The organism is Actinomadura sp. NAK00032 (genome assembly GCF_013364275.1).
Lineage (GTDB): Bacteria > Actinomycetota > Actinomycetes > Streptosporangiales > Streptosporangiaceae > Spirillospora.
Map to the genome: position 1 here is coordinate 4,984,796 of NZ_CP054932.1, position 20,154 is coordinate 5,004,949.

The following is a 20,154-nucleotide window of genomic DNA, read 5'->3' on the forward strand; positions in this document are numbered from 1 at the left end:
TGGGGAAGGGAGCCGCCGTGATCGGCCGGACCGAGGACCAGGGCATCCCGCCGGAGTTCTTCGAGGCGGGCTCGGCCTCGTTCGTCGACTTCCTGCGCGTCCACTCCCCCGAGCTGCTCCCGGTCAACCGGGTGCCGGAGGGCGACGCGCCGGAGCTGCCGCACGGCACGACCGTCCTCGCGCTGCAGTTCCCGGGCGGCGTCATGATGGCCGGCGACCGGCGCGCCACGCAGGGCAACCGCATCGCCTACCGGGAGCTGGACAAGGTCCAGCGCGCCGACGAGTACTCCGCCGTCGCGTTCGCCGGGACGGTCGGGCTGGCGCTGGAGATGGTCCGGCTGTTCCAGGTCGAGCTGGAGCACTACGAGAAGATGGAGACCGTCCCGCTGTCGCTGCCGGGCAAGGCCCGCCGGCTGGGCGCGGTCATCCAGGCCAACCTCGCCCAGGCGCTGCAGGGCCTCGCCGTCGTGCCGCTGTTCGCCGGGTACGACCCCGGCACCGCGGAGAGCCGCATCTACACCTACGACATCACCGGCGCCCCGCAGGAGGCCCGCGACTTCCACGCCGACGGGTCTGGCTCCCCGTACGCGCTGGGCGCACTGAAGAAGCTGTACCGGCGCGACCTGTCCCTGGAGGACGCCGCCACCGTGTGCGTCCAGGCCCTGTACGACGCGGCCGACGACGACACCGCCACCGGCGGGCCCGACCCGTCCCGGCGGATCTACCCGACGGTCGCGGTCGTCACCGAGGACGGCTACCGCCGGCTGCCCGAGGACCAGGTCTCCGCGATCGCCGACGCGGTCGTCCGCGGCCGGATGGACAGCCCCGGCGGGCCCACCGCGCCGCTGCGCTGAGCACCGGGCCGAGCACGGGAAACGTCGTACCCCCCGCCTAGACTCGGCCGTATGGCACGCGCTAACGACGAGGCCGCCGCGCTCATCCAGGAGCTGGCCGACCTGCTGTCCATCACCGGCGGTGACGCCTTCAAGATCAGGGCGTACGAGAAGGCGGCGCGGGCGATCGCCGGGTACCCCGACGACATCGCGGGCCTCGACCTGGCCGGGCTGCGCACGATCCCGGCCGTGGGCGAGGCGATCGCCAAGAAGGTCCTCGACTACAACACCACGGGCACGATCCGGCAGGTGGAGGAGCTGCGCACCCAGATCCCGGCCGGGGTCCGCGCGCTCACCGCCATCCCCACGCTCGGCCCGAAGAAGGCCCTGGCCGTCTACGAGGAGCTCGGCATCTCCTCGGTGGACGAGCTGGCCGCCGCCATCGGGGAGGGGCGGCTGCGCGGCCTCAAGGGCTTCGGCGCCAAGACCGAGGAGAACATCCTGCGCGGCATCGAGCTGCTGCGCAGCTCCGGGGAGCGCGTCCTGGTCGACGCCGCCGCGGCCGTCGCCGACGAGATCACCGCCGCGCTGGCGGAGCTGCCCCAGGTGGAGCGCTGCGCCCACGCCGGGTCCCTGCGCCGGATGCGCGAGACCATCGGCGACGTCGACGTCCTCGCCGCGTCCCGCGACCCGCGCCCGATCATGGCGGCCTTCACCGCGCTGCCGTTCGTCGCGGAGGTCATCGCGAGCGGCGACAAGAAGACCTCGATCCGCACCGCCAAGGGGCTGCAGGTCGACCTGCGCGTCGTCCCGCCCGAGTCGTGGGGCGCCGCGCTGCAGTACTTCACCGGCTCGCAGGCGCACAACATCCGCACCCGCGAGATCGCGGTGAAGGCGGGCCTCAAGCTGTCGGAGTACGGCCTGTTCGACGCCGAGACCGACGAGCTGATCGTGTCGGAGACCGAGGAGGAGGTGTACGAGCGCCTCGGCCTGCCGTGGGTGCACCCCGCGCTCCGCGAGGACACCGGCGAGATCGAGGCCGCCCTGAAGGACGGGCTGCCCCGCCTCGTCACCGTCGGCGACCTGCGCGGCGACCTGCACAGCCACACCGACCTGACCGACGGCATCGCCTCCCTGGCCGACATGGCCGCCGCCGCGCACGCCCGCGGCCTGGAGTACTACGCGATCACCGACCACGCGCCGAACCTGGTGATGCAGCGCATGACGGACGAGAAGATGCTCGCCCAGCGCGCCGAGATCGCCGAACTCCAGAAGCACTACGGCGACCTGGTCCTGCTGCACGGCACCGAGCTCAACATCGACCCCGACGGCGGCGTCGACTGGGACGCCGACTTCCTGTCCGGCTTCGACGTGTGCGTCGCCTCGGTCCACTCGCACTTCACCCAGGACCAGGCGGCCATGACCCGGCGGCTCGTCCGCGCGTGCGAGAACCCGCACGTGCACGTGATCGGCCACCCGACCGCGCGCAGCATCGGCCGCCGCCCGCCGGTCGACGCCGACTGGGACGAGGTGTTCCGCGCCGCCGCCCGCACCGGCACCGCCATGGAGATCGACTCGTTCCCCGACCGGCTCGACCTGCCCGCCGACCTGGTCCGCCGCGCGAAGCGGTTCGGGGTGAAGTTCTCCGTCGACACCGACGCGCACTCCCTCGCGCACCACCGCAACATCCGCTACGGGATCGGCACCGCCCAGCGCGGCTGGCTGACCCCCGACGACGTCATCAACACCTGGCCCCTCCCCCGCCTCCGCGAGTTCCTCGGCAAGAAGCCGTAGCGGGCGCGGGGTCTCAGGCGGGCTGCGGGTCTCAGGCGGGCTGCGGGTCTCAGGCGGGCTGCGGGGTCTCCGCCTGGCGGGCGGGGGCCGGGGCGGGCACCGCGATGGGGGCGGGGCCCCGGTCGCGGAGGGCGAAGTAGAGGCGGAACGCCGCGATCCACATCAGCACCGCGCCGAGCATGTGCAGCAGCACCAGCCCGGCGGGGACGCCGAGGAAGTACTGGGTGTAGCCGATCGCGCCCTGGACGACGAGGAGGCCCGCCAGCTCCAGCGCCCGCAGGCGCGCGCTCCGCAGGCCGGGGCCGCCGGCGCGGTACAGGGCGATGATGACGGCCACCGTCAGCGCGATGGTGAGCCAGGCCAGCTCACCGTGGATGCGGGCGACGTCGGTGATGTCGAAGCCGTAGCGGCGGGACTCGGCGTCGCCCGCGTGGGGGCCGGTGCCGGTGACGACGGTGCCCGCGACGAGCACGGCGGCGCACGCGGCCAGCAGCACGGCGGCGAGGCCGCGCGTCCACGGCCCGGTGAGCCGGCGCGGCGGCGCGTCGCCCTCCCCGGCGCGGATCCACAGCGCGACGCAGAACACCAGCAGCGCGGGCGAGACGAGGAAGTGCAGCGACACGGCGGCCGGGTGCAGCTCGGTGAGGACGACGATGCCGCCGATGACGGCCTGCGCGACCACGCTCATCGGCTGCGCGAGCGCCCACCAGACCAGGTCCTTGCGGCGCGGGACGAGCCGCAGCGCCGCGACGAACACCAGGATGCCGACACCGAGCACCACGAAGGTGATCAGCCGGTTGCCGAACTCGATCGACATGTTCAGCCAGTGGTGCTCGGGGTTGTGCGTGGGGACGAGGCTGTCGCCGCTGCAGCGCGGCCACTCGGGGCAGCCGAGCCCTGACTCGGTGACCCGCACGGCCCCGCCGCTGACGACGATCAGCACGTTGCCGACGACGCCGAGCAGCGCGAGCAGCCGCAGCGATCCATGGGTCGGACGCCACACGGCGTTCCAGGTCCGGTTCAGGAGGTTGGTCGACGGTCGCTCTGCCACGGCCCCATCGTATGGCCGGGTCCCGGTGGTCCCGACTCGCCCCCCGGTTACGTGCCGTAGGGGCCGGGCGGGCGCGGCGGCAGGAAGCCCGACGGGCCCTGCGCCGCCCACGGCGGGCCCGCGGGCCAGTTCGCGCCGGCGCGCGGCGGGGTGCGCAGGAACGCCTGCCGGGCCAGCGACATCAGCTCCAGCAGCGCGTCGCGGCGGGTGGCGAACCAGCGCTCGTCGGCCACCCCCCGGTCGGCGCGCTTGTGCAGCAGCGCCAGTTCGGTCGCGGCGAGCTGGTAGTCGGTCATGGCGCGGCCGGCGGGCGGGCCGCCGACGGACCGGGCCCACCGGCGGGCGGCCCGGCGGGACGGGATGGAGCGCAGCATCCGCACGTCCTGCGGCGTCACCAGGCCCGTCCCCGCGTACCGCGGCAGGTAGGCCTCGATGCGGCGGACGGTGCCGCGCCGCTCGACGAAGACGATGACGATCAGCGTGACCAGGACGCCGAAGTCCAGCAGGTAGACGATGCCGAGCCCGGCGAGGCCGAACGCGCCGGCGGCGCCGTTCCACAGGCCGTGCAGGATCATCGCGCCGAGCAGCCCGAGCAGCGGCGCGGCGAGCTGGCCGCGCCGGTGGGTGGCGGCGTAGGCGACGCCGAGGCCCGTCATGGAGGTGAACAGCGGGTGGCTGAGCGGCGCGATGAGGCCGCGCAGGACGAACACCGCCTGGAGCTGCTGGGCGCCGCCGTCCTCGAACGCCCGCATGTAGTAGGTGATGTTCTCCATCATGGCGAAGCCGAGGCCGACCATGGCGGCGTAGATGATGCCGTCGGCGAACCCGTCGATCTCGTTGCGGCGGAACCAGAGCAGCCCGAACAGGACGGCGCCCTTCAGCGTCTCCTCGATGATCGGCGCGCCGAAGGTGGCGCTGACGAAGTGGCCCTCGGTCTCCCCGAAGATCGGCACGGTGACGTACAGCAGCCCGGCGGTGTTGAGGACGAGCGCGCCGAGCACCGCGATCCCGGCGCCCCACATGAACGAGAACACGAGCGCGCGCGGGGGCTCGGGCTCCAGCCGGTCGAGGGTGAGCGCGAGGGCGACCAGCACCGGGATCGGCAGGATGGCCAGCAGCACGCCGACCCAGAAGCCCGCGCCGCCGAACGCGGCGTCGGCGCCGAACGCGACCAGGATGCAGAGCCCGGACACGGTCATGCCGACGATGAGGCCGACCGGGGGCCGGCCGGGCACCCGGCCGTCGAGCACCGCCTTCGGGTCCATGCGCGCCATGTCGTGAGGGTAACGGCAGGTGGGGCGAAGCGCTAAGCCGGGACCGCCACGCAGCGTGACCGGGCGGGGCGGGTCAGTGCAGCAGCGGGTCGACGGCCACGGCGGTGAACAGCAGCGCCAGGTAGACGTTGGACAGGTGGAAGAACCGCATCGGCCGCAGGTGGACGCCGGTGACGCCGGCGCGCACCGCCTTCAGCAGCCGGTGGCCCTCGGCGAGGAACACCAGGCCGAGCACGACGGCGACGGCGCCGTACACCGGGCTCATCCCGGCGACCGGCCACAGGGCCAGCGAGGCCGCGACGGTGGCGTAGGTGTAGGCGAGGCTCTCGGTGACGACGCGGCGCTCGGACGCGACGACCGGCAGCATCGGGACCTTGGCGACGGCGTAGTCCTCGCGGTAGCGCATCGCGAGCGTCCACGTGTGCGGCGGCGTCCACAGGAACACGACCATGAACAGCACGAACGGCGTCCAGGCGACGGACCCGGTGATCGCGGCCCAGCCGATGAGGACGGGCATGCACCCGGCGATGCCGCCCCAGACGACGTTCTGCGAGGTGCGCCGCTTCAGCAGCAGCGAGTACACGAAGACGTAGAACAGGATCGCGAACAGCGACCCGGCCGCGGCGACCGGGTTGACCGCCAGCAGGAACCCGGCCGTGGACAGCACGGCCAGCGTCACCCCGAAGATCAGGGCGCGCGCCGGGGTGACCTGGTGGCGGGCCAGCGGGCGGCGCCGGGTGCGGCGCATCTTGGCGTCGATGTCGCGGTCGATGTAGCAGTTGATCGCGTTGGCGGATCCGGCGGACATGGTCCCGAACGCCAGCGTGAGCAGCACGGTGGACAGCGGCGGGACGCCGCCGGCCGCGAGGAACATCACCGGGATCGTGGTGATCAACAGCAGTTCGATGACGCGTGGCTTCGTGAGCGCCACGTAGGCGCGCACGCTCGCCCCCACCGTCCGGCGGGCGGCGCTTTCGGCGGGGTCCGGCACGAGGGCCGGCGAGAGCGCCCCCGGCATCTCGTCGAGCTCGACCCCGCGCTTGCTACTGAGCACCGTCACAATCGGGTCCACGTCCAACTAGGGATGAGAAATCGGTCCACCTCGGCGGTGCCCCCGCGTTCCGGGCCGGCCTCCGGTTGATGCGACTTCGGCTGGTCTTGTTGCGGCGGCCGCTTTCCGTCGGCCGCGCCATCACTGTAGTCCGCCCCCTCCGGGGGCCGTGCACCGGGTCGCCGGACGCGCCGGACGCGCCGATCCATGATCGCCCGCCCCCGCCGGGCGGCCCGTCCGGACGCGTCCGGGATCACCCTCCGGATCCCCCGTGCGGGGGGTTAGTCGCAGGGGCCGCCGGGCAAGGGTGCATGAGGCGCCGCACGCGGCCCGGACCCCCCGGACGCGCGTGTCCCCCGGCGCGTCCCGTCCCGCCTGCGGCGGCCCTCCCTCGCGATAGGCTCGCCTGGGGCGCGGCATGATCTTCGCCCGCCGCGGACCGGCGGCGGAACGGGGCAGGGGGAAGCGCGCCGGGTCGCCGGGCGTTACGGCCATCGGAGGCCGCGGCAGGGCGGCACGGGGCTGCGGCGCACAACATTACAGAGTCATCTTGACACCGGTTCGAGAGGAGCCTGGCGTTCCGTGAGCAGGGACAACAGCACGTTTGAGTGGTCCGACAAGGACCGGCGCGCGGTGGACGTGATCCGCGCCCTCGCCATGGACGCGGTCGAGGAGGCCGGCTCGGGCCATCCCGGCACGGCGATGAGCCTCGCGCCGGCCGCCTACCTTCTTTTCCAGCGCTTCCTCCGGCACGACCCGACGGACCCGAACTGGGCCGGGCGCGACAGGTTCGTGCTCTCCTGCGGCCACTCCAGCCTGACCCTCTACATCCAGCTGTACCTGTCGGGCTACCCGATGACGCTGGACGACCTGAAGGCGCTGCGCAAGTGGGGCAGCCTCACCCCCGGGCACCCCGAGCACGGGCACACCGCCGGGGTGGAGACCACCACGGGGCCGCTCGGGCAGGGCATCGCGAACGCGGTCGGCATGGCGATGGCGGCGCGCCGCGAGCGCGGGCTGTTCGACCCGGACGCGCCCGAGGGCGAGTCCCCGTTCGACCACATGATCTGGGCGTTCGCGTCGGACGGCGACATCGAGGAGGGCATCAGCCACGAGGCGTCCGCGCTGGCGGGCCACCAGCGCCTCGGCAACCTCGTGCTGCTCTACGACGACAACAAGATCTCCATCGAGGACGACACCGCGATCGCGCTGTCGGAGGACGTGCGGGCCCGGTACGCGGCCTACGGCTGGGACGTCCACCGCGTCGACTGGACCGAGAACGGCGACTACGAGGAGAACGTGGCCGCGCTCGCGGCGGCGTTCGCCGCGGCGAAGGCCGAGACGGCCCGCCCGTCGTTCATCGCGCTGCGCACGATCATCGGCTGGCCGGCGCCGAACAAGAAGAACACCGGCAAGATCCACGGTTCGGCGCTCGGCGCCGACGAGGTCGCCGCGACCAAGCGGATCCTCGGCCTGGACCCGGCGGAGACCTTCCAGGTCCCCGAGGACGTGCTGGCGCACGCCCGGCAGGTGTGCGAGCGGGGCCGCGCCGACCACGCCGCGTGGAACGGGGCGTTCGACGCGTGGCGGGCGGCGAACCCCGGCCGCGCCGCCGAGTTCGACCGGATCTCCACCCGCACGCTGCCGCCCGGCTGGGACGAGGCGCTGCCCGCGTTCGAGGCCGGCAAGGACATCGCGACCCGCGCCGCGTCCGGCGAGATCCTGGCGTCGCTGGCGCCGGTGCTGCCGGAGCTGTGGGGCGGCTCGGCCGACCTCGCCGAGAGCAACAACACCACCATGAAGGGCGAGCCGTCCTTCATCCCCGAGGAGTTCCAGACCAAGGAGTTCCCCGGCCACCGCTACGGCCGCACGCTGCACTTCGGCGTCCGCGAGCACGCGATGGGCGCGATCTGCAACGGCATCGCACTGCACGGCGGCACCCGCCCCTACGGCGGCACGTTCCTGATCTTCAGCGACTACATGCGCCCGGCCGTCCGGCTGGCGGCGCTGATGAAGCTGCCGGTCACCTACGTGTGGACGCACGACTCGATCGGCCTCGGCGAGGACGGCCCGACGCACCAGCCGGTCGAGCACCTGTGGGCGCTGCGGGCCATCCCCGGCCTGGACGTGGTCCGGCCGGCCGACGCCAACGAGACGGCGGTGGCGTGGCGGACCGTGCTCGGGCACACCGACCGCCCGGCGGGCCTGGCGCTGACCCGGCAGAAGCTGCCGACGCTGGAGCGCGGCGGCGAACTGGCGTCCGCGGAGGGCGCCGCCAAGGGCGGCTACGTCCTCGCCGACGCCGACGGCGGGCAGCCCGAGGTGATCCTCATCGCGACCGGCAGCGAGGTGCAGCTCGCCCTGGAGGCGCGCACGGCGCTGCAGGCCGAGGGCACCCCGACCCGGGTGGTGTCGATGCCGTGCGTGGAGTGGTTCGAGGAGCAGACCGACGCCTACCGGCAGGAGGTCCTCCCGCCGGGGGTGAAGGCGCGCGTGTCCGTCGAGGCGGGCGTCGCGCTCGGCTGGCGCGGCTACGTCGGCGACGACGGCGAGTCGGTGAGTCTGGAGCACTTCGGCGCGTCCGCCGACTACAAGACGCTGTTCCTGCAGTTCGGCATCACCGCCGAGCGGGTCGTCGCGGCGGCCAAGGCGAGCCTGATCAAGGCCGGCGTGCACGGCGCCGGGCGCGGCGAGACCACGGGCAACTAGGAGGAGAGCGATGAGCGACATCCTGAAGGAGCTCTCGGACGAGGGCGTGTCGATCTGGCTGGACGACATCAGCCGGGAGCGGCTGCGGACGGGCAACCTGGCCGAGCTGGTCAAGGACAGCCACGTCGTGGGCGTCACCTCCAACCCGACGATCTTCGCCAAGGCGCTGAGCAAGGGCAACGCCTACGACGACCAGGTCCGCGACCTGGCGGCGCTGGGCGTGGACGTCGAGGAGGCGTCCCGCGCGATCACCACCTACGACATCCGGTGGGGCTGCGACGTGCTGCGCCCGGTCTACGACCGGACCGACGGCGTCGACGGCCGGGTGTCGATCGAGGTCGACCCGCGGCTGGCCCGCGAGACGGGCAAGACGGTCGCCGAGGCGCGGATGCTGTGGTGGCTGGTGGACCGGCCCAACCTGTTCATCAAGATCCCCGCGACGCGGGAGGGGCTGGCCGCGATCACCGCGACGCTGGCCCAGGGCATCAGCGTGAACGTGACGCTGATCTTCTCGCTGGAGCGCTACGGCGAGGTCATCGACGCGTTCTTCGCGGGTCTGGAGCAGGCCCGCGACAACGGCCACGACCTGTCGAAGATGGCGTCGGTGGCGTCGTTCTTCGTCAGCCGGGTGGACACCGAGATCGACAAGCGGCTCGACAAGATCGGCTCGGACGAGGCGAAGGGCCTGCGCTCCAAGGCGGGGCTCGCCAACGCCCGGCTCGCCTACGCGCTGTACGAGGAGAAGTTCGCCACCGACCGGTGGAAGGCGCTGAAGGACGCCGGGGCCCGCCCCCAGCGTCCGCTGTGGGCCTCCACCGGCGTGAAGGACCCGGACCTCAACGACACGCTGTACGTGGACGAGCTGGTCGCGCCCGGCACCGTCAACACGATGCCGGAGGCGACGCTCGTGGCCGAGGCCGACCACGGCCAGGTCCGCGGCGACACCGTCCGCGGCTCCTACGACGACGCCCGCGCGCACATGGCGGCGCTGAAGGCGGCCGGCGTGGACTACGACGACGTCGTGCGGGTCCTGGAGGACGAGGGCGTGGAGAAGTTCGCGGCCTCGTGGAAGGGCATGCTCGACTCCATCACCGGCGAGCTGGAGTCCAAGAGGGCCGGCGCGTGACCTCGGTGGTGACCGCCGGGGGGATCTCGGTCACCATCCGCGGCGCCGTCGTCGACGAGGGCGAGACGGTCCTGGACCGTCTCGTCTCCGACGGCGTGCCGGGTTCGCTCGCGTCCCGGAGCGCCAAGCTGTGGGGGCCGGACGCGGCCCCGCTCGCCGCCCGCCGGCTCGGCTGGCTGGACCTGCCGGAGGCCTCGCGGTCAACGGTGGACCGGCCGGCCGGCCCGGCGGCGGCACTGCTGCGCGAGACCCGCGCCGCCGGGCTCGACCGGATCGTGCTGGCCGCCGCCGGGGGCACGGCCCTGGCCGCCGAGGCGATGTGCCGCACGGCCGGCGTCCGGCTGACCGTCCTCGACACCACCGACCCGCACGAGGTGGGGCGCGTGCTGGCGGCCGACCTGGACCGGACGCTCGTCGTCGTGGTGGGCGAGAGCGTCGAGGCGGAGTCGCTGCGGCGGGTGTTCGGGCGGGCGTTCGCCGAGGCCGGGCTGAAGGGCGCCGAGCTGGCGCGCCGGTTCGTCATCGTGGCCGAGGAGGGCTCCGCGCTCGCGCGCACGGCCGGGGACGTCGGCCACCACCTCGTCCCGGCCGAGCCCGACGTCGACGACCGGTTCGGGGCGCTCGGCGTGCGGTCGCTGGCCCCGGCGGTGCTCGCGGGCGCGGACGCGGGCGCGCTGCTGGACGAGGCGTCGGGGCTCGCCGCGGCGCTGCGGCAGCCCTACGACAACCCCGCGCTGGCGCTCGGCGCGGCGCTCGGCTCGTCGGCGCTCGGCGTCCGCGACAAGCTGGTGATCGCCGACCACGGCTCCGGCCTGGACGGCCTCGCCGGGTGGGCGGAGCAGCTGGTCGGCGGCGCGCTCGGCAAGGACGGCAAGGGGCTGCTGCCGGTCGTGGTGGAGGGCGTCGACGCGCCCGGCTTCGCGCTGGCCGGCGACCTGCGGCGGGTCATCCTGGGCCGCCGCCCGGACGAGCCGGGCCCCGGCCGCGAGGCGGGGGTGAGCGTCGCGGGCCCGCTCGGCGCGCAGTTCCTGCTGTGGGAGTACGCGGTCGCGGTCGCGGCGCGGGTGATCGGGGTGAACCCGTTCGACGAGCCGGACACGGGCCAGTCGCGGGAGAGCACGGCCGCGCTGCTGCGCTCGGAGGAGGGCACCGCGCCGACGGTGGTCCGGCGGCCGCCGGAGCTGGTCGAGGGCGCGGTCGAGGTGCACGCCCCCGAGGACGCGCTGCGCGGCGCCAAGACGCTCACCGAGGCGCTGGAGACCGTCCTCGCGGACGTCCCCGGCGGCGGCTACCTCGCGGTCCTGGCCTACCTGGACCGCTCCGGCGACGCGGCGGCGGCCGGGCTGCGGCCGCTGCTGGCCGCGCGCGGCGGCGAGGTCCGCCGGACCCCGGCGCCGGTCACGTTCGGCTGGGGCCCGCGCTACCTGCACGCGGCCGGCCAGTACCACAAGGGCGGGCCGCTGAACGGGGCGTTCCTGCAGATCACCGGGGCGGTCACGACCGACGTGCCGGTGCCGGGCAAGCCGTACACGCTGGGCGAGCTGCAGCTCGCGCAGGCGTTCGGCGACCTGCGGGTGCTGCGCTCACTCGGCCGCCCGGCGGTCCGGCTGCACCTGCGGGACCGGGCCGAGGGCCTCGCGCAGCTGACCGCCGCGCTCGGCTGACCGCCCGCCGCGCGCCCGCCGCCCGCCCGCCGGGACGCAGCGCGACCGCGCGGATCCGGGACGCGACAAAGAAGATCGATGGAGATGGTCGCGAATGCCCGTTCTCTCCTGAAACGATGGGGGGCAGGAGGGAACGGTGTCCGGATTCGACGTACTGACGCGCGGCGACGTGCTGGACTCGGCGCTGCAGGCACGGGACTACCTCGTGAGCTGCGGCGTCCCCGGCGCGCTGGCCGCCAAGGACCCGCGGCTGTGGGGGCGGCGCGCGGTGGACCACAGCCGGCTCGGCTGGCTCGACCTGCCGTTCGCCTCCCGCGGGCTGCTGAACCAGATCGGCGGGCTCGTGTCGGAGGCGCGCTACTCGGGCCTCGACCACATCGTGCTGATCGGCGTCGGCGCGGAGAGCCTCGCCGCGCAGGCGATCATGGAGGCGCACGCGCCGGCGCTGGCCGGCGCCGGCGGCCCCGCCGGCACGCCCCCGGGCGGCGCCGAGCGCACCACCGGCGAGCTGACCGTGCTGGACGGCGGCGACACCGCCGCGCTGGCGTTCGCGATGGAGCGGCTCGACCGGACGCTGGTCGTCCTGGCGAGCAAGGCGGGCGTGTCGCTGGAGGGCGACGCCTACCGGCGGATCTTCGCCGCGGCGTTCCGCGAGCGGGGCATGTCCGAGCGGGAGATCGCGGGCCGGTTCCTGGTCGTCACCGACCACGGCAGCCCGCTGCACGACTTCGCCCGGCAGTGCGGCTACCGGATCGGGCTGACCGACCCCTACCTGCCGGGCCACTACGGCGCGCTGTCGGCGTACGGGCTGGTCCCGGCGGTGCTGGCGGGCGCGGACGCCGACCGGCTGCTGGACGAGGCGGCGTCGCTGGTGCCGTCGCTGTCCAAGGACGAGGACAACCCGGGCCTGCTGCTCGGCGCGGTCATCGGCGGCTGCGCGCAGCAGCCGGAGGGCGGGCTCGCCCGCGACAAGGTGCTGCTGCGCGAGCCCGGCGGCCCGGGCGCGCTGAGCGCGTGGATCTCCCAGCTGCTCGCCGTCGGCACCGGCAAGCGGGGCCGCGGCGTGCTGGCGTTCGAGCCGCCCGGCGGGCGCGGCGAGTTCCCCGACGTGCACGGCGTGGCGATCAACCCGCGGTCGGCGGCGCAGGACGACGCGGACACCTCGGTGTGGGCGCCGCTCGGCGCGCAGTTCCTGCTGTGGGAGTACGCGACGGCCGTCGCCGGGTGGCTGCTCGGCGTGAACCCGTTCGAGGCCGGCAGCACGGTCGTGCAGGAGGCCGAGGACGACGCGGCGATGCTGCTGCGCGGCGCGGCGGCGGGGTCGCTGACGGCGGAGCGCCCGGTGTACGTCGAGGACGGCATCGAGGTGCACGCCGACTTCCCGTGGCCGCCCGGCGCGGAGCTGCGGACCGTCCTCGGCGGGCTGGTCGCCTCGGTGCCCTCCGACGGCTACCTGTCGGTGATGACGTACCTGTCGGGCGACTTCTCCGGGCGGTACCTGGCGCCGTCGCTGGCGCGCGCGGCCGGGCGTCCCGTCGCCTACGGCCCGGGCCCCGGCTACCCGCACGCGACCGGGCCGGTGCACAAGGACGGCCCCGGCAACGGCGCGTTCCTCATCATCACCGGCGACCCGGCGCCCGGCGACGCGCTCGCCGCGCACCCGGTGCCCGGCCGCCCCTACAGCCTGGCGCAGCTGCGGCTGGCGCGGGCGCTCGGCGAACTGCGGGCGCTGCGGCAGCGCCGGCTGCCGGTGATCCGGCTGCACCTGCGCGACCCGGTCGACGGCGCCGGCCGGCTGACCGGGGCGGTCCGCGCGGTGGCGGGGGCGCGCAGGCCGTGAGCTTCACCGCCGTCGTCTCGGGGGAGACGGCCATCACCGCGCGCGGTCCGCTGAAGGAGGCCGCCGAGCGGGTCCTCGGCCGGTTGTGGATCGACCAGGTGCCGGTCCGGCTCGCGTCCGAGGACGCGTCGCTGTGGCCGTCCGCCGCCACCGCCGGGGTGGCGGGCCGGCCGCTGTGCTGGCCCGGCCAGCCCGGCCCGGGCCGCGCCGCCCTGGACCGTGCCGAGGAGCTGCGCGCCGGAGCCCGCGCCGAGGGGCTGACGGAGGTCGTGCTGCTCGGCGGCGGCACCCCGGCCCGCGCCGCGGAGCTGATCGCCGCCGCCGGCGGGGCGCCGCTGAGCGTGCTGGACGGCCTGGAGCCCGGCCCGCTGCTGCGGCTGCGCGACGACGGGGAGCGGCTCGGCCGGACCCTGGTCGCCGTCGCCGGCGACGACCCGGCCGCCGAGACGCTGCGGTCGGTGATCGCCGGGATGCTCGCGGACGCCGGCCTGTCCCCCGCCGAGGCCGCGCGGCGGTTCGTGACCGTCGCCGAGCCGGGCACCGCCGCGGCCAAGCACGCCGCCGAGGCGGGGCACCCGCTGGTGGAGGCGCCGGCCGCGACGGCGTTCGGGGCGCTGTCGCCGTACGCGCTGGTGCCCGCCGCGCTCGCCGGCGCCGACGTCCGGGCCCTGCTGGACGAGGCCACCGCGGCGCTGCCCGCGCTGACCCGGCCGGAGAACAACCCGGGGCTCGTCCTCGGCGCGATCCTCGGCGGGGCGGCCCGCGCGGGCCGCCGGACGGCGGTGCTCGGCGGCTACGCGGCCGACCGGCCCGGCCTCGCCCGCTGGGCGGCGGACCTGCTGGACGAGGCGACCGGCGGGCGGCTGGTCCCGGTCGTCCAGGAGGGCGGAATGCCGCTGGCGCCCGCCGACGACCTGTTCCTGGTCACCTTCGGGGGCCGTCCGCACCAGGACGACGCCACGGTCGCGGGGCCGCTCGCGGCGCAGCTGGTGGTGTGGGAGTACGCCGCGGCCGTCGCGGCCTACCTGCTGGAGGCCGACCCGCTCGCGCCGCCCGCACCGCCCGCCGCGATGACCGTGGACGACGGGACCGGCGACCCGCTGTTCGCCGACGGCGATCCCGGCCGCGCGGTGGAGGCGCACACGACGGTGCCCGCGCTGGCCGGCGCGTCCGGCCTCCCCGCGCTGCTGGACGCGCTGGCCGCCGAGGTCGGCCCGGCCGGGCACCTGGACCTGGCCGCCCACCTCGATCCCGACGAGGCGCGCGGGCAGGGCGCGCAGGTGCGGCGGCTGGCCGCGCTCCTGGCCGCCCGCTGCGGCCGGCCGGTGCGCACCGGGTGGGGCGGGCGGCCCCGCGCGGCCGGGAATGATCAAACCGGCGGAGGCGTATACCTGTTGGTGACCGGGAACGTCGTCCGCGACGTACCGGTCCCGGGCCGGCACCACCGGCTGGCCATGCTGCAGCTCGCGCGGGCGCTCGGGGACGCCCGCGACGCGCGCGCGGCGGGGCGCGCGGTGGTGCGGCTGCACCTGCAGAACCGCTGGGCGGGACTCGCCCGGCTGCTCGACGCCGCCGGCGCGGGGCGATGAGGCCCCGCACGGAAGGCGCACGTTCCAGGAAGTGGGGCCCGTGACACGAGTTGGGGCAGGATGCTTGCAGCAGTGAGACGAGAAGGCGCAGTCCGACCAGAGGGGGCCACGTGACCAACCCAGCCAATCCGCTCCGCGACCCGCGGGACAAGCGCCTGCCGCGGGTGGCCGGGCCGTGCGTGCTCGTGCTGTTCGGGGTCACCGGGGACCTGTCCCGCAAGAAGCTGCTCCCGGCGATCTACGACCTGGCGAACCGGGGGCTGCTGCCGCCGGGCTTCTCGCTGGTCGGCTTCGCGCGCCGCGACTGGGAGAACGAGGACTTCCGGCAGATCGCCTACGAGTCGGTCAAGGCGCACGCGCGGACCCCGTTCCGCGAGGACGTGTGGACGCACCTGTCGGAGGGCATGCACTTCGTCCCCGGCGAGTTCTCCGACCCGGGCGCGTTCGACGCGCTGTCGATGGCCGTCAAGGAGCTGGACGAGAGCCGCGGCACCGGCGGCAACTACGCCTTCTACCTGTCGATACCGCCGAAGTTCTTCCCGCAGGTCGTCGAGCAGCTGCAGCGCAGCGGCCTCGCCGACCGCAAGGAGGGCGCCTGGCGCCGGGTGGTGATCGAGAAGCCGTTCGGCCGGGACCTGAGGACCGCGGTGGAGCTGAACGACACCGTGCACCGCGTCTTCCCCGAGGAGTCGATCTTCCGGATCGACCACTACCTCGGCAAGGAGACGGTGCAGAACATCCTGGCGCTGCGGTTCGCCAACACGATGTTCGAGCCGATCTGGAACCGGTCGTTCGTCGACCACGTGCAGATCACGATGGCCGAGGACATCGGGATCGGCGGGCGGGCCGGCTACTACGACGGCATAGGAGCCGCCCGCGACGTCATCCAGAACCACCTGCTGCAGCTGCTGGCGCTGACGGCGATGGAGGAGCCCACCTCGTTCCGCGCCGAGGCGGTCCGCGCCGAGAAGGCCAAGATCCTGTCCTCGGTGCGGGTACCCGGCGACCTCGCCGAGGCGACCGCGCGCGGGCAGTACGCGGCGGGCTGGCAGGGCGGCGTGAACGTCCGCGGGTACCTGGACGAGGACGGCATCCCGGCCGACTCCCGCACCGAGACCTACGCGGCGATCAAGCTGGAGATCGAGAACCGGCGCTGGGCGGGCGTCCCGTTCTACCTGCGCACCGGCAAGCGGCTCAGCCGCCGCGTGACCGAGGTCGCGATGGTGTTCCAGAAGGCGCCGCACCTGCCGTTCTCCCAGACCGACACCGAGGAGCTCGGGCAGAACGCCCTGGTGATGCGGGTGCAGCCGGACGAGGGCATCACGGTCCGGTTCGGCTCGAAGGTGCCCGGCACCTCGATGGAGATCCGCGACGTCAACATGGACTTCGCCTACGGCGAGTCGTTCACCGAGACCTCCCCCGAGGCCTACGAGCGGCTGCTGCTGGACGTGCTGATCGGCGACCCGCCGCTGTTCCCCCGGCAGGAGGAGGTCGAGCTGTCCTGGCAGATCCTCGACCCGATCACCGAGTTCTGGGCGAGCCGCGGCGGCCTCGACCAGTACAAGTCCGGCGGCTACGGCCCCGACAGCGCCGACGAGCTGATGGCGCGGGACGGGCGCACCTGGAGGCGGCTCTAATGAACATCGATCTCACCGGGACCACCACCCGCAAGATCCAGGACGCGCTGACGCAGTCCCGGCACCTGATGGGCGGCCCGGCGGTCGGCATGGTGCTGACCCTGATCATCGTGACGGACGAGTCGGCGCAGTACGACGCGGTCCGCGCCGCGACGGAGGCGGCGCGCGAGCACCCCTGCCGGGTGCTGACCGTCATCTCCCGCGACCCGCGCGGCGGCTCGTCGCGGCTGGACGCCGAGATCCGGATGGGCGAGACCGGGCCGGGCGAGACGGTGCTGCTGCGCATGTACGGGCCGCTCGCCGAGCACGCCGACTCGGTGGTCGTCCCGCTGCTGATGCCCGACACCCCGGTCGTGACGTGGTGGCCGGGCGGCAAGGTGCCGAAGGTCCCGGCGAAGGACCCGCTCGGCGCGCTGGCGCAGCGCCGGGTGACCGACTCCTACGCGGCCCGCGACCGGCTCGGCACCCTCGCGCAGCTCGCGCAGGGCTACCGGCCGGGCGACACCGACTTCACCTGGACGCGGCTCACGTCGTGGCGGTCGCTGCTGGCCGCCGCGCTCGACCAGGACCACGACGACATCGTGTCGGGCGAGGTGACCGCCGAGCCGGACAGCCCGAGCGCGGAGCTGCTGGCCGCGTGGCTGTCGGTCCGGCTCGGCGTGCCGCTCGGGCGGGCCGTCTCCGAGGGGCCCGGGATCACCGGCGTCCGGCTCACCACGACCGGCGGCGACATCGTCATCCACCGCCCGGACGGGCGGGTCGCGACGCTGTGCCGGCCCGGGCAGCCCGACCGGCAGGTGTCGCTGCTGCGCCGCCCGATGCCCGACCTGCTGGCCGAGGAGCTGCGCAGGCTCGACCCCGACGAGGTGTACCGCGAAGCCGCCGCCCGGTTCGCCAAGGACCTCGCGCACGGGACGGCGCGGCCGGGCGTGGCCGACGAGCCGGTGTCGGCGACGGACGCGGCGGCCAAGACCGGGCCCGCCAAGCGGCACGCCAAGGCGCGGCGCGCCACCGGGGGACGCGGCGACGCCGAGGGAGGGGCGTGAGCGCCCCGGCGGTCCTGGTCCACCGCGACCAGGACGTGCTCGCCGCGGCGGCCGCGGCGCGGCTGCTGACCCGGATCGCCGACGCCCAGGCGGCGCGCGGCTCGGCGTCGGTCGTCGTGACCGGCGGCGGGGTCGGCACCGCGGTGCTGGCCGCGGTCGCCGCGTCCGCCGCGCGCGACGCGGTCGACTGGGCCCGCGTGGACGTGTGGTGGGGCGACGAGCGGTTCCGTCCCGCCGGCGACCCCGAGCGCAACGAGACCGGGGCGCGGGCGGCACTGCTGGACCACGTCCCGGTCGACCCGGCGCGGGTGCACGCGATGCGCGGCCCGGACGGCCCGGACGGCGACGACCCGGACGCGGCGGCGGAGCGGTACGCCGCGGAGCTGCGCGCCGCCGCCGGGCCGGGCGGCGGCCCGGTCCCGCAGTTCGACGTGCTGATGCTCGGCATGGGCCCGGACGCGCACGTCGCGTCGCTGTTCCCCGGCATGCCGGGGCTGCGCGACGAGCGTCCGGTGGTCGCGGTGCGCGACTCCCCCAAACCGCCGCCGACCCGGATCTCGCTGACGTTCCCGTCGCTGCGCGCCGCGCGCGAGGTGTGGGTGCTGGCGGCGGGCGCGTCGAAGGCGGAGGCCGTCCGGCTCGCCCTGGCGGCGGACGCGGACGTGGCCCGCGCCCCGGCCGCCGGGGCGCGCGGGCGCGACCGGACCCTGTTCCTGCTGGACATCGCCGCCGCGGCGGACTTGCCCGGCTGAGAGAACACCGAAGAGTGGCCGTGGTGTCGCATGGGTCGCGCTGAACCGTGCATAACCTGAGCACGTGCATACCTTGTGCGGGCCTTGAACGCGGGATTACCCCGCGCGACGGGCACGGCAGGCGAGCGTGAGGAGTTCTCAGGTGCGCAAGGGTCGGTCCGGAACGGCGATCGCGGCGGTCGCCGGGGCGGTGCTCGTCGCCGTCGCCGGCTGCTCGTCCGGTGGCGGCGGCAAGGGCGGGGACGGCGGCGGCGAGGACGCGGACGCGGTGAAGCTGGCGATCACGCCCGCCACCGGCACGCGGCAGGCGGCGCCCGACCGGCCCGTCACCGTCACCGCCGACAACGGCAGGCTCACCAGCGTCACCCTCACCTACGGCGAGAAGAACGCCAAGGCCGAGGGCAGGCTCGCCGCGGACGGCAAGTCGTGGAAGTCGTCGTGGACGCTGCGGCCGTCCACGACGTACACGGTCACCGCGACGGGCGCCGGCGAGGGCGGCAAGCCCGTCACCGCGACGTCGACGTTCACGACGCTGACACCGCGCAAGAAGCTGACGTCGGGCATGTCGCCGCTGGACGGCGAGACCGTCGGCGTCGGCATGCCGGTGCAGCTGCTGCTGTCCCGGCCGGTGAGCTCCAAGGCGGGGAAGGTCGCGGTCGAGAAGGCCCTCGAGGTCCGGATGTCCAAGCCGGTCGAGGGCGCCTGGTACTGGATCAGTGACAAGGAGGTCGACTTCCGGCCCCGCGAGTACTGGCCGTCCGGGCAGAAGGTGAAGGTCATCGCGCACCTGGCGGGGCTGAAGGTCGGCGACGGCGTCTACGGGACGAAGGACCGCAGCGCCAGTTTCACGGTGGGCGCGCGGCACGTCACGACGATCGACGCCAAGAAGCACAAGGCGACGGTGACCGACGGCGGCCGGACCGTCCGCACGATGAAGGTCAGCCTCGGCAAGCCGGGCCACGACAGCTACAGCGGCACGATGATCGCGCAGGAGAAGGCCGCCGACATCGTCATGGACTCGGCGACCACCGGCGACCCCGGCGAGTACCGGATCCCGACGAAGTGGAACGTCCGCCTCACCTACAGCGGGACGTTCGTCCACTCGGCGCCGTGGTCGACCGACGCGCAGGGCAACGACAACGTCAGCCACGGGTGCGTGAACGCCTCCCCGTCCGACGCCAAGTGGTTCTACGACTTCACGAACCGGGGCGACATCGTGAAGGTGACCGGCACGTCCCGGCAGCTGCAGTTCGGCAACGGCCCGACGCCGTGGGCGAAGGACTGGGACGGCTGGCTGGCGGGCAGCGCGACCGGCAAGCCGGTGACGGGTCTCCCCCTCACCTGACCACGCGTGCTCAGTGGCTCATGTGCCCGCGTCCCGTGTGCGGTGCGTCTCGTGTGCCCGGCGCCTCGTGTGCGCGCGCGATCACGGGGCAGACTCGGGGCCATGCAGAAGCTCTCGTTGGACGCACAGGTACGTGACCATCTGAAGCGGGCCGCGGCCGGCTCGACCGGGCGCAGCGCGGACACCGTCTACGGCGGTCATGAGCACGTCCTGCGCCAGACGCTGGTGGCCCTGACGGCGGGCACCACCCTGTCGGAGCACGAGAACCCCGGCGAGGCGACCATCCTCGTCCTGCACGGGCGGGTCCGGCTGCTGGCCGGGGACCACGCGTGGGACGGGATGTCCGGCGACCTGCTGATCGTCCCGGACGCGCGGCACAGCCTGGAGGCCCTGGAGGACGCGGCGGTGCTGCTCACCGTCGCCAAGGTGGGCTGAGCCGCCCC

15 protein-coding genes are annotated in these 20,154 nt (G+C 74.6%); 12 read left to right on the top strand and 3 right to left on the bottom strand.

What is annotated here, in order from left to right; translation table 11 throughout:
- Window positions 1-17: 17 nt before the first annotated feature.
- A complete protein-coding gene (prcB, locus tag HUT06_RS23215) occupies window positions 18-854 on the top strand; it encodes a proteasome subunit beta (RefSeq protein WP_254715343.1) in 837 nt (278 codons plus the stop codon).
- A 51-nt stretch (window positions 855-905) separates the two neighbouring features.
- Entirely contained in the window at window positions 906-2,627 is a 1,722-nt protein-coding gene (polX, locus tag HUT06_RS23220; RefSeq protein WP_176197656.1) for a DNA polymerase/3'-5' exonuclease PolX, read from the top strand.
- A gap of 49 nt (window positions 2,628-2,676) precedes the next feature.
- Here the strand turns inward: polX and HUT06_RS23225 are convergent, their stop codons facing one another.
- The 3 genes from HUT06_RS23225 to HUT06_RS23235 form a co-directional block, all read right to left on the bottom strand.
- Window positions 2,677-3,678 (bottom strand): heme A synthase, encoded by a 1,002-nt coding sequence (locus HUT06_RS23225; RefSeq protein ID WP_176197657.1) that lies wholly within the window; start codon window positions 3,676-3,678, stop codon window positions 2,677-2,679.
- Between the two features lie 47 nt (window positions 3,679-3,725).
- Window positions 3,726-4,952 (bottom strand): PrsW family intramembrane metalloprotease, encoded by a 1,227-nt coding sequence (locus HUT06_RS23230; RefSeq protein ID WP_176197658.1) that lies wholly within the window; start codon window positions 4,950-4,952, stop codon window positions 3,726-3,728.
- Window positions 4,953-5,025: 73 nt separating this feature from the next.
- Window positions 5,026-5,970, bottom strand: a complete 945-nt coding sequence (locus HUT06_RS23235) for a heme o synthase (protein ID WP_176201563.1) — start codon at window positions 5,968-5,970, stop codon at window positions 5,026-5,028.
- Window positions 5,971-6,585: 615 nt separating this feature from the next.
- On the opposite strand from HUT06_RS23235, the gene tkt reads away from it, so the two are divergent.
- From tkt to HUT06_RS23285, 10 genes are all read left to right on the top strand, one after another.
- The gene (gene tkt, locus HUT06_RS23240; RefSeq protein WP_176197659.1) at window positions 6,586-8,712 is read left to right on the top strand and encodes a transketolase; all 2,127 of its coding nucleotides are present in this window, start codon (window positions 6,586-6,588) and stop codon (window positions 8,710-8,712) included.
- Window positions 8,713-8,722: 10 nt separating this feature from the next.
- Window positions 8,723-9,838 carry a transaldolase gene (gene tal / locus HUT06_RS23245; protein ID WP_176197660.1) on the top strand — a complete coding sequence of 372 codons (1,116 nt, stop codon included), beginning with the start codon at window positions 8,723-8,725 and terminating at the stop codon, window positions 9,836-9,838.
- Window positions 9,835-11,502 (top strand): glucose-6-phosphate isomerase, encoded by a 1,668-nt coding sequence (locus tag HUT06_RS23250; RefSeq protein ID WP_176197661.1) that lies wholly within the window; start codon window positions 9,835-9,837, stop codon window positions 11,500-11,502. The genes tal and HUT06_RS23250 overlap by 4 nt, the downstream gene beginning before the upstream one ends.
- Window positions 11,503-11,638: 136 nt before the next feature.
- On the top strand, window positions 11,639-13,342 hold the full coding sequence (locus HUT06_RS23255; protein WP_176197662.1) for a phosphoheptose isomerase: 1,704 nt from the start codon (window positions 11,639-11,641) through the stop codon (window positions 13,340-13,342).
- Entirely contained in the window at window positions 13,339-14,931 is a 1,593-nt protein-coding gene (locus HUT06_RS23260) for a glucose-6-phosphate isomerase (RefSeq protein ID WP_176197663.1), read from the top strand. The genes HUT06_RS23255 and HUT06_RS23260 overlap by 4 nt, the downstream gene beginning before the upstream one ends.
- 110 nt (window positions 14,932-15,041) lie before the next feature.
- Window positions 15,042-16,568, top strand: a complete 1,527-nt coding sequence (gene zwf / locus HUT06_RS23265; RefSeq protein ID WP_176197664.1) for a glucose-6-phosphate dehydrogenase — start codon at window positions 15,042-15,044, stop codon at window positions 16,566-16,568.
- A complete protein-coding gene (locus tag HUT06_RS23270; RefSeq protein ID WP_176197665.1) occupies window positions 16,568-17,614 on the top strand; it encodes a glucose-6-phosphate dehydrogenase assembly protein OpcA in 1,047 nt (348 codons plus the stop codon). The genes zwf and HUT06_RS23270 overlap by 1 nt, the downstream gene beginning before the upstream one ends.
- Entirely contained in the window at window positions 17,611-18,366 is a 756-nt protein-coding gene (gene pgl, locus HUT06_RS23275) for a 6-phosphogluconolactonase (RefSeq protein ID WP_176197666.1), read from the top strand. The genes HUT06_RS23270 and pgl overlap by 4 nt, the downstream gene beginning before the upstream one ends.
- Window positions 18,367-18,508: 142 nt before the next feature.
- Complete coding sequence (locus HUT06_RS23280) at window positions 18,509-19,711, top strand: Ig-like domain-containing protein (RefSeq protein WP_176197667.1); 1,203 nt, start codon at window positions 18,509-18,511, stop codon at window positions 19,709-19,711.
- A gap of 102 nt (window positions 19,712-19,813) precedes the next feature.
- Complete coding sequence (locus HUT06_RS23285; RefSeq protein ID WP_176197668.1) at window positions 19,814-20,146, top strand: cupin domain-containing protein; 333 nt, start codon at window positions 19,814-19,816, stop codon at window positions 20,144-20,146.
- Window positions 20,147-20,154 lie beyond the last annotated feature (8 nt).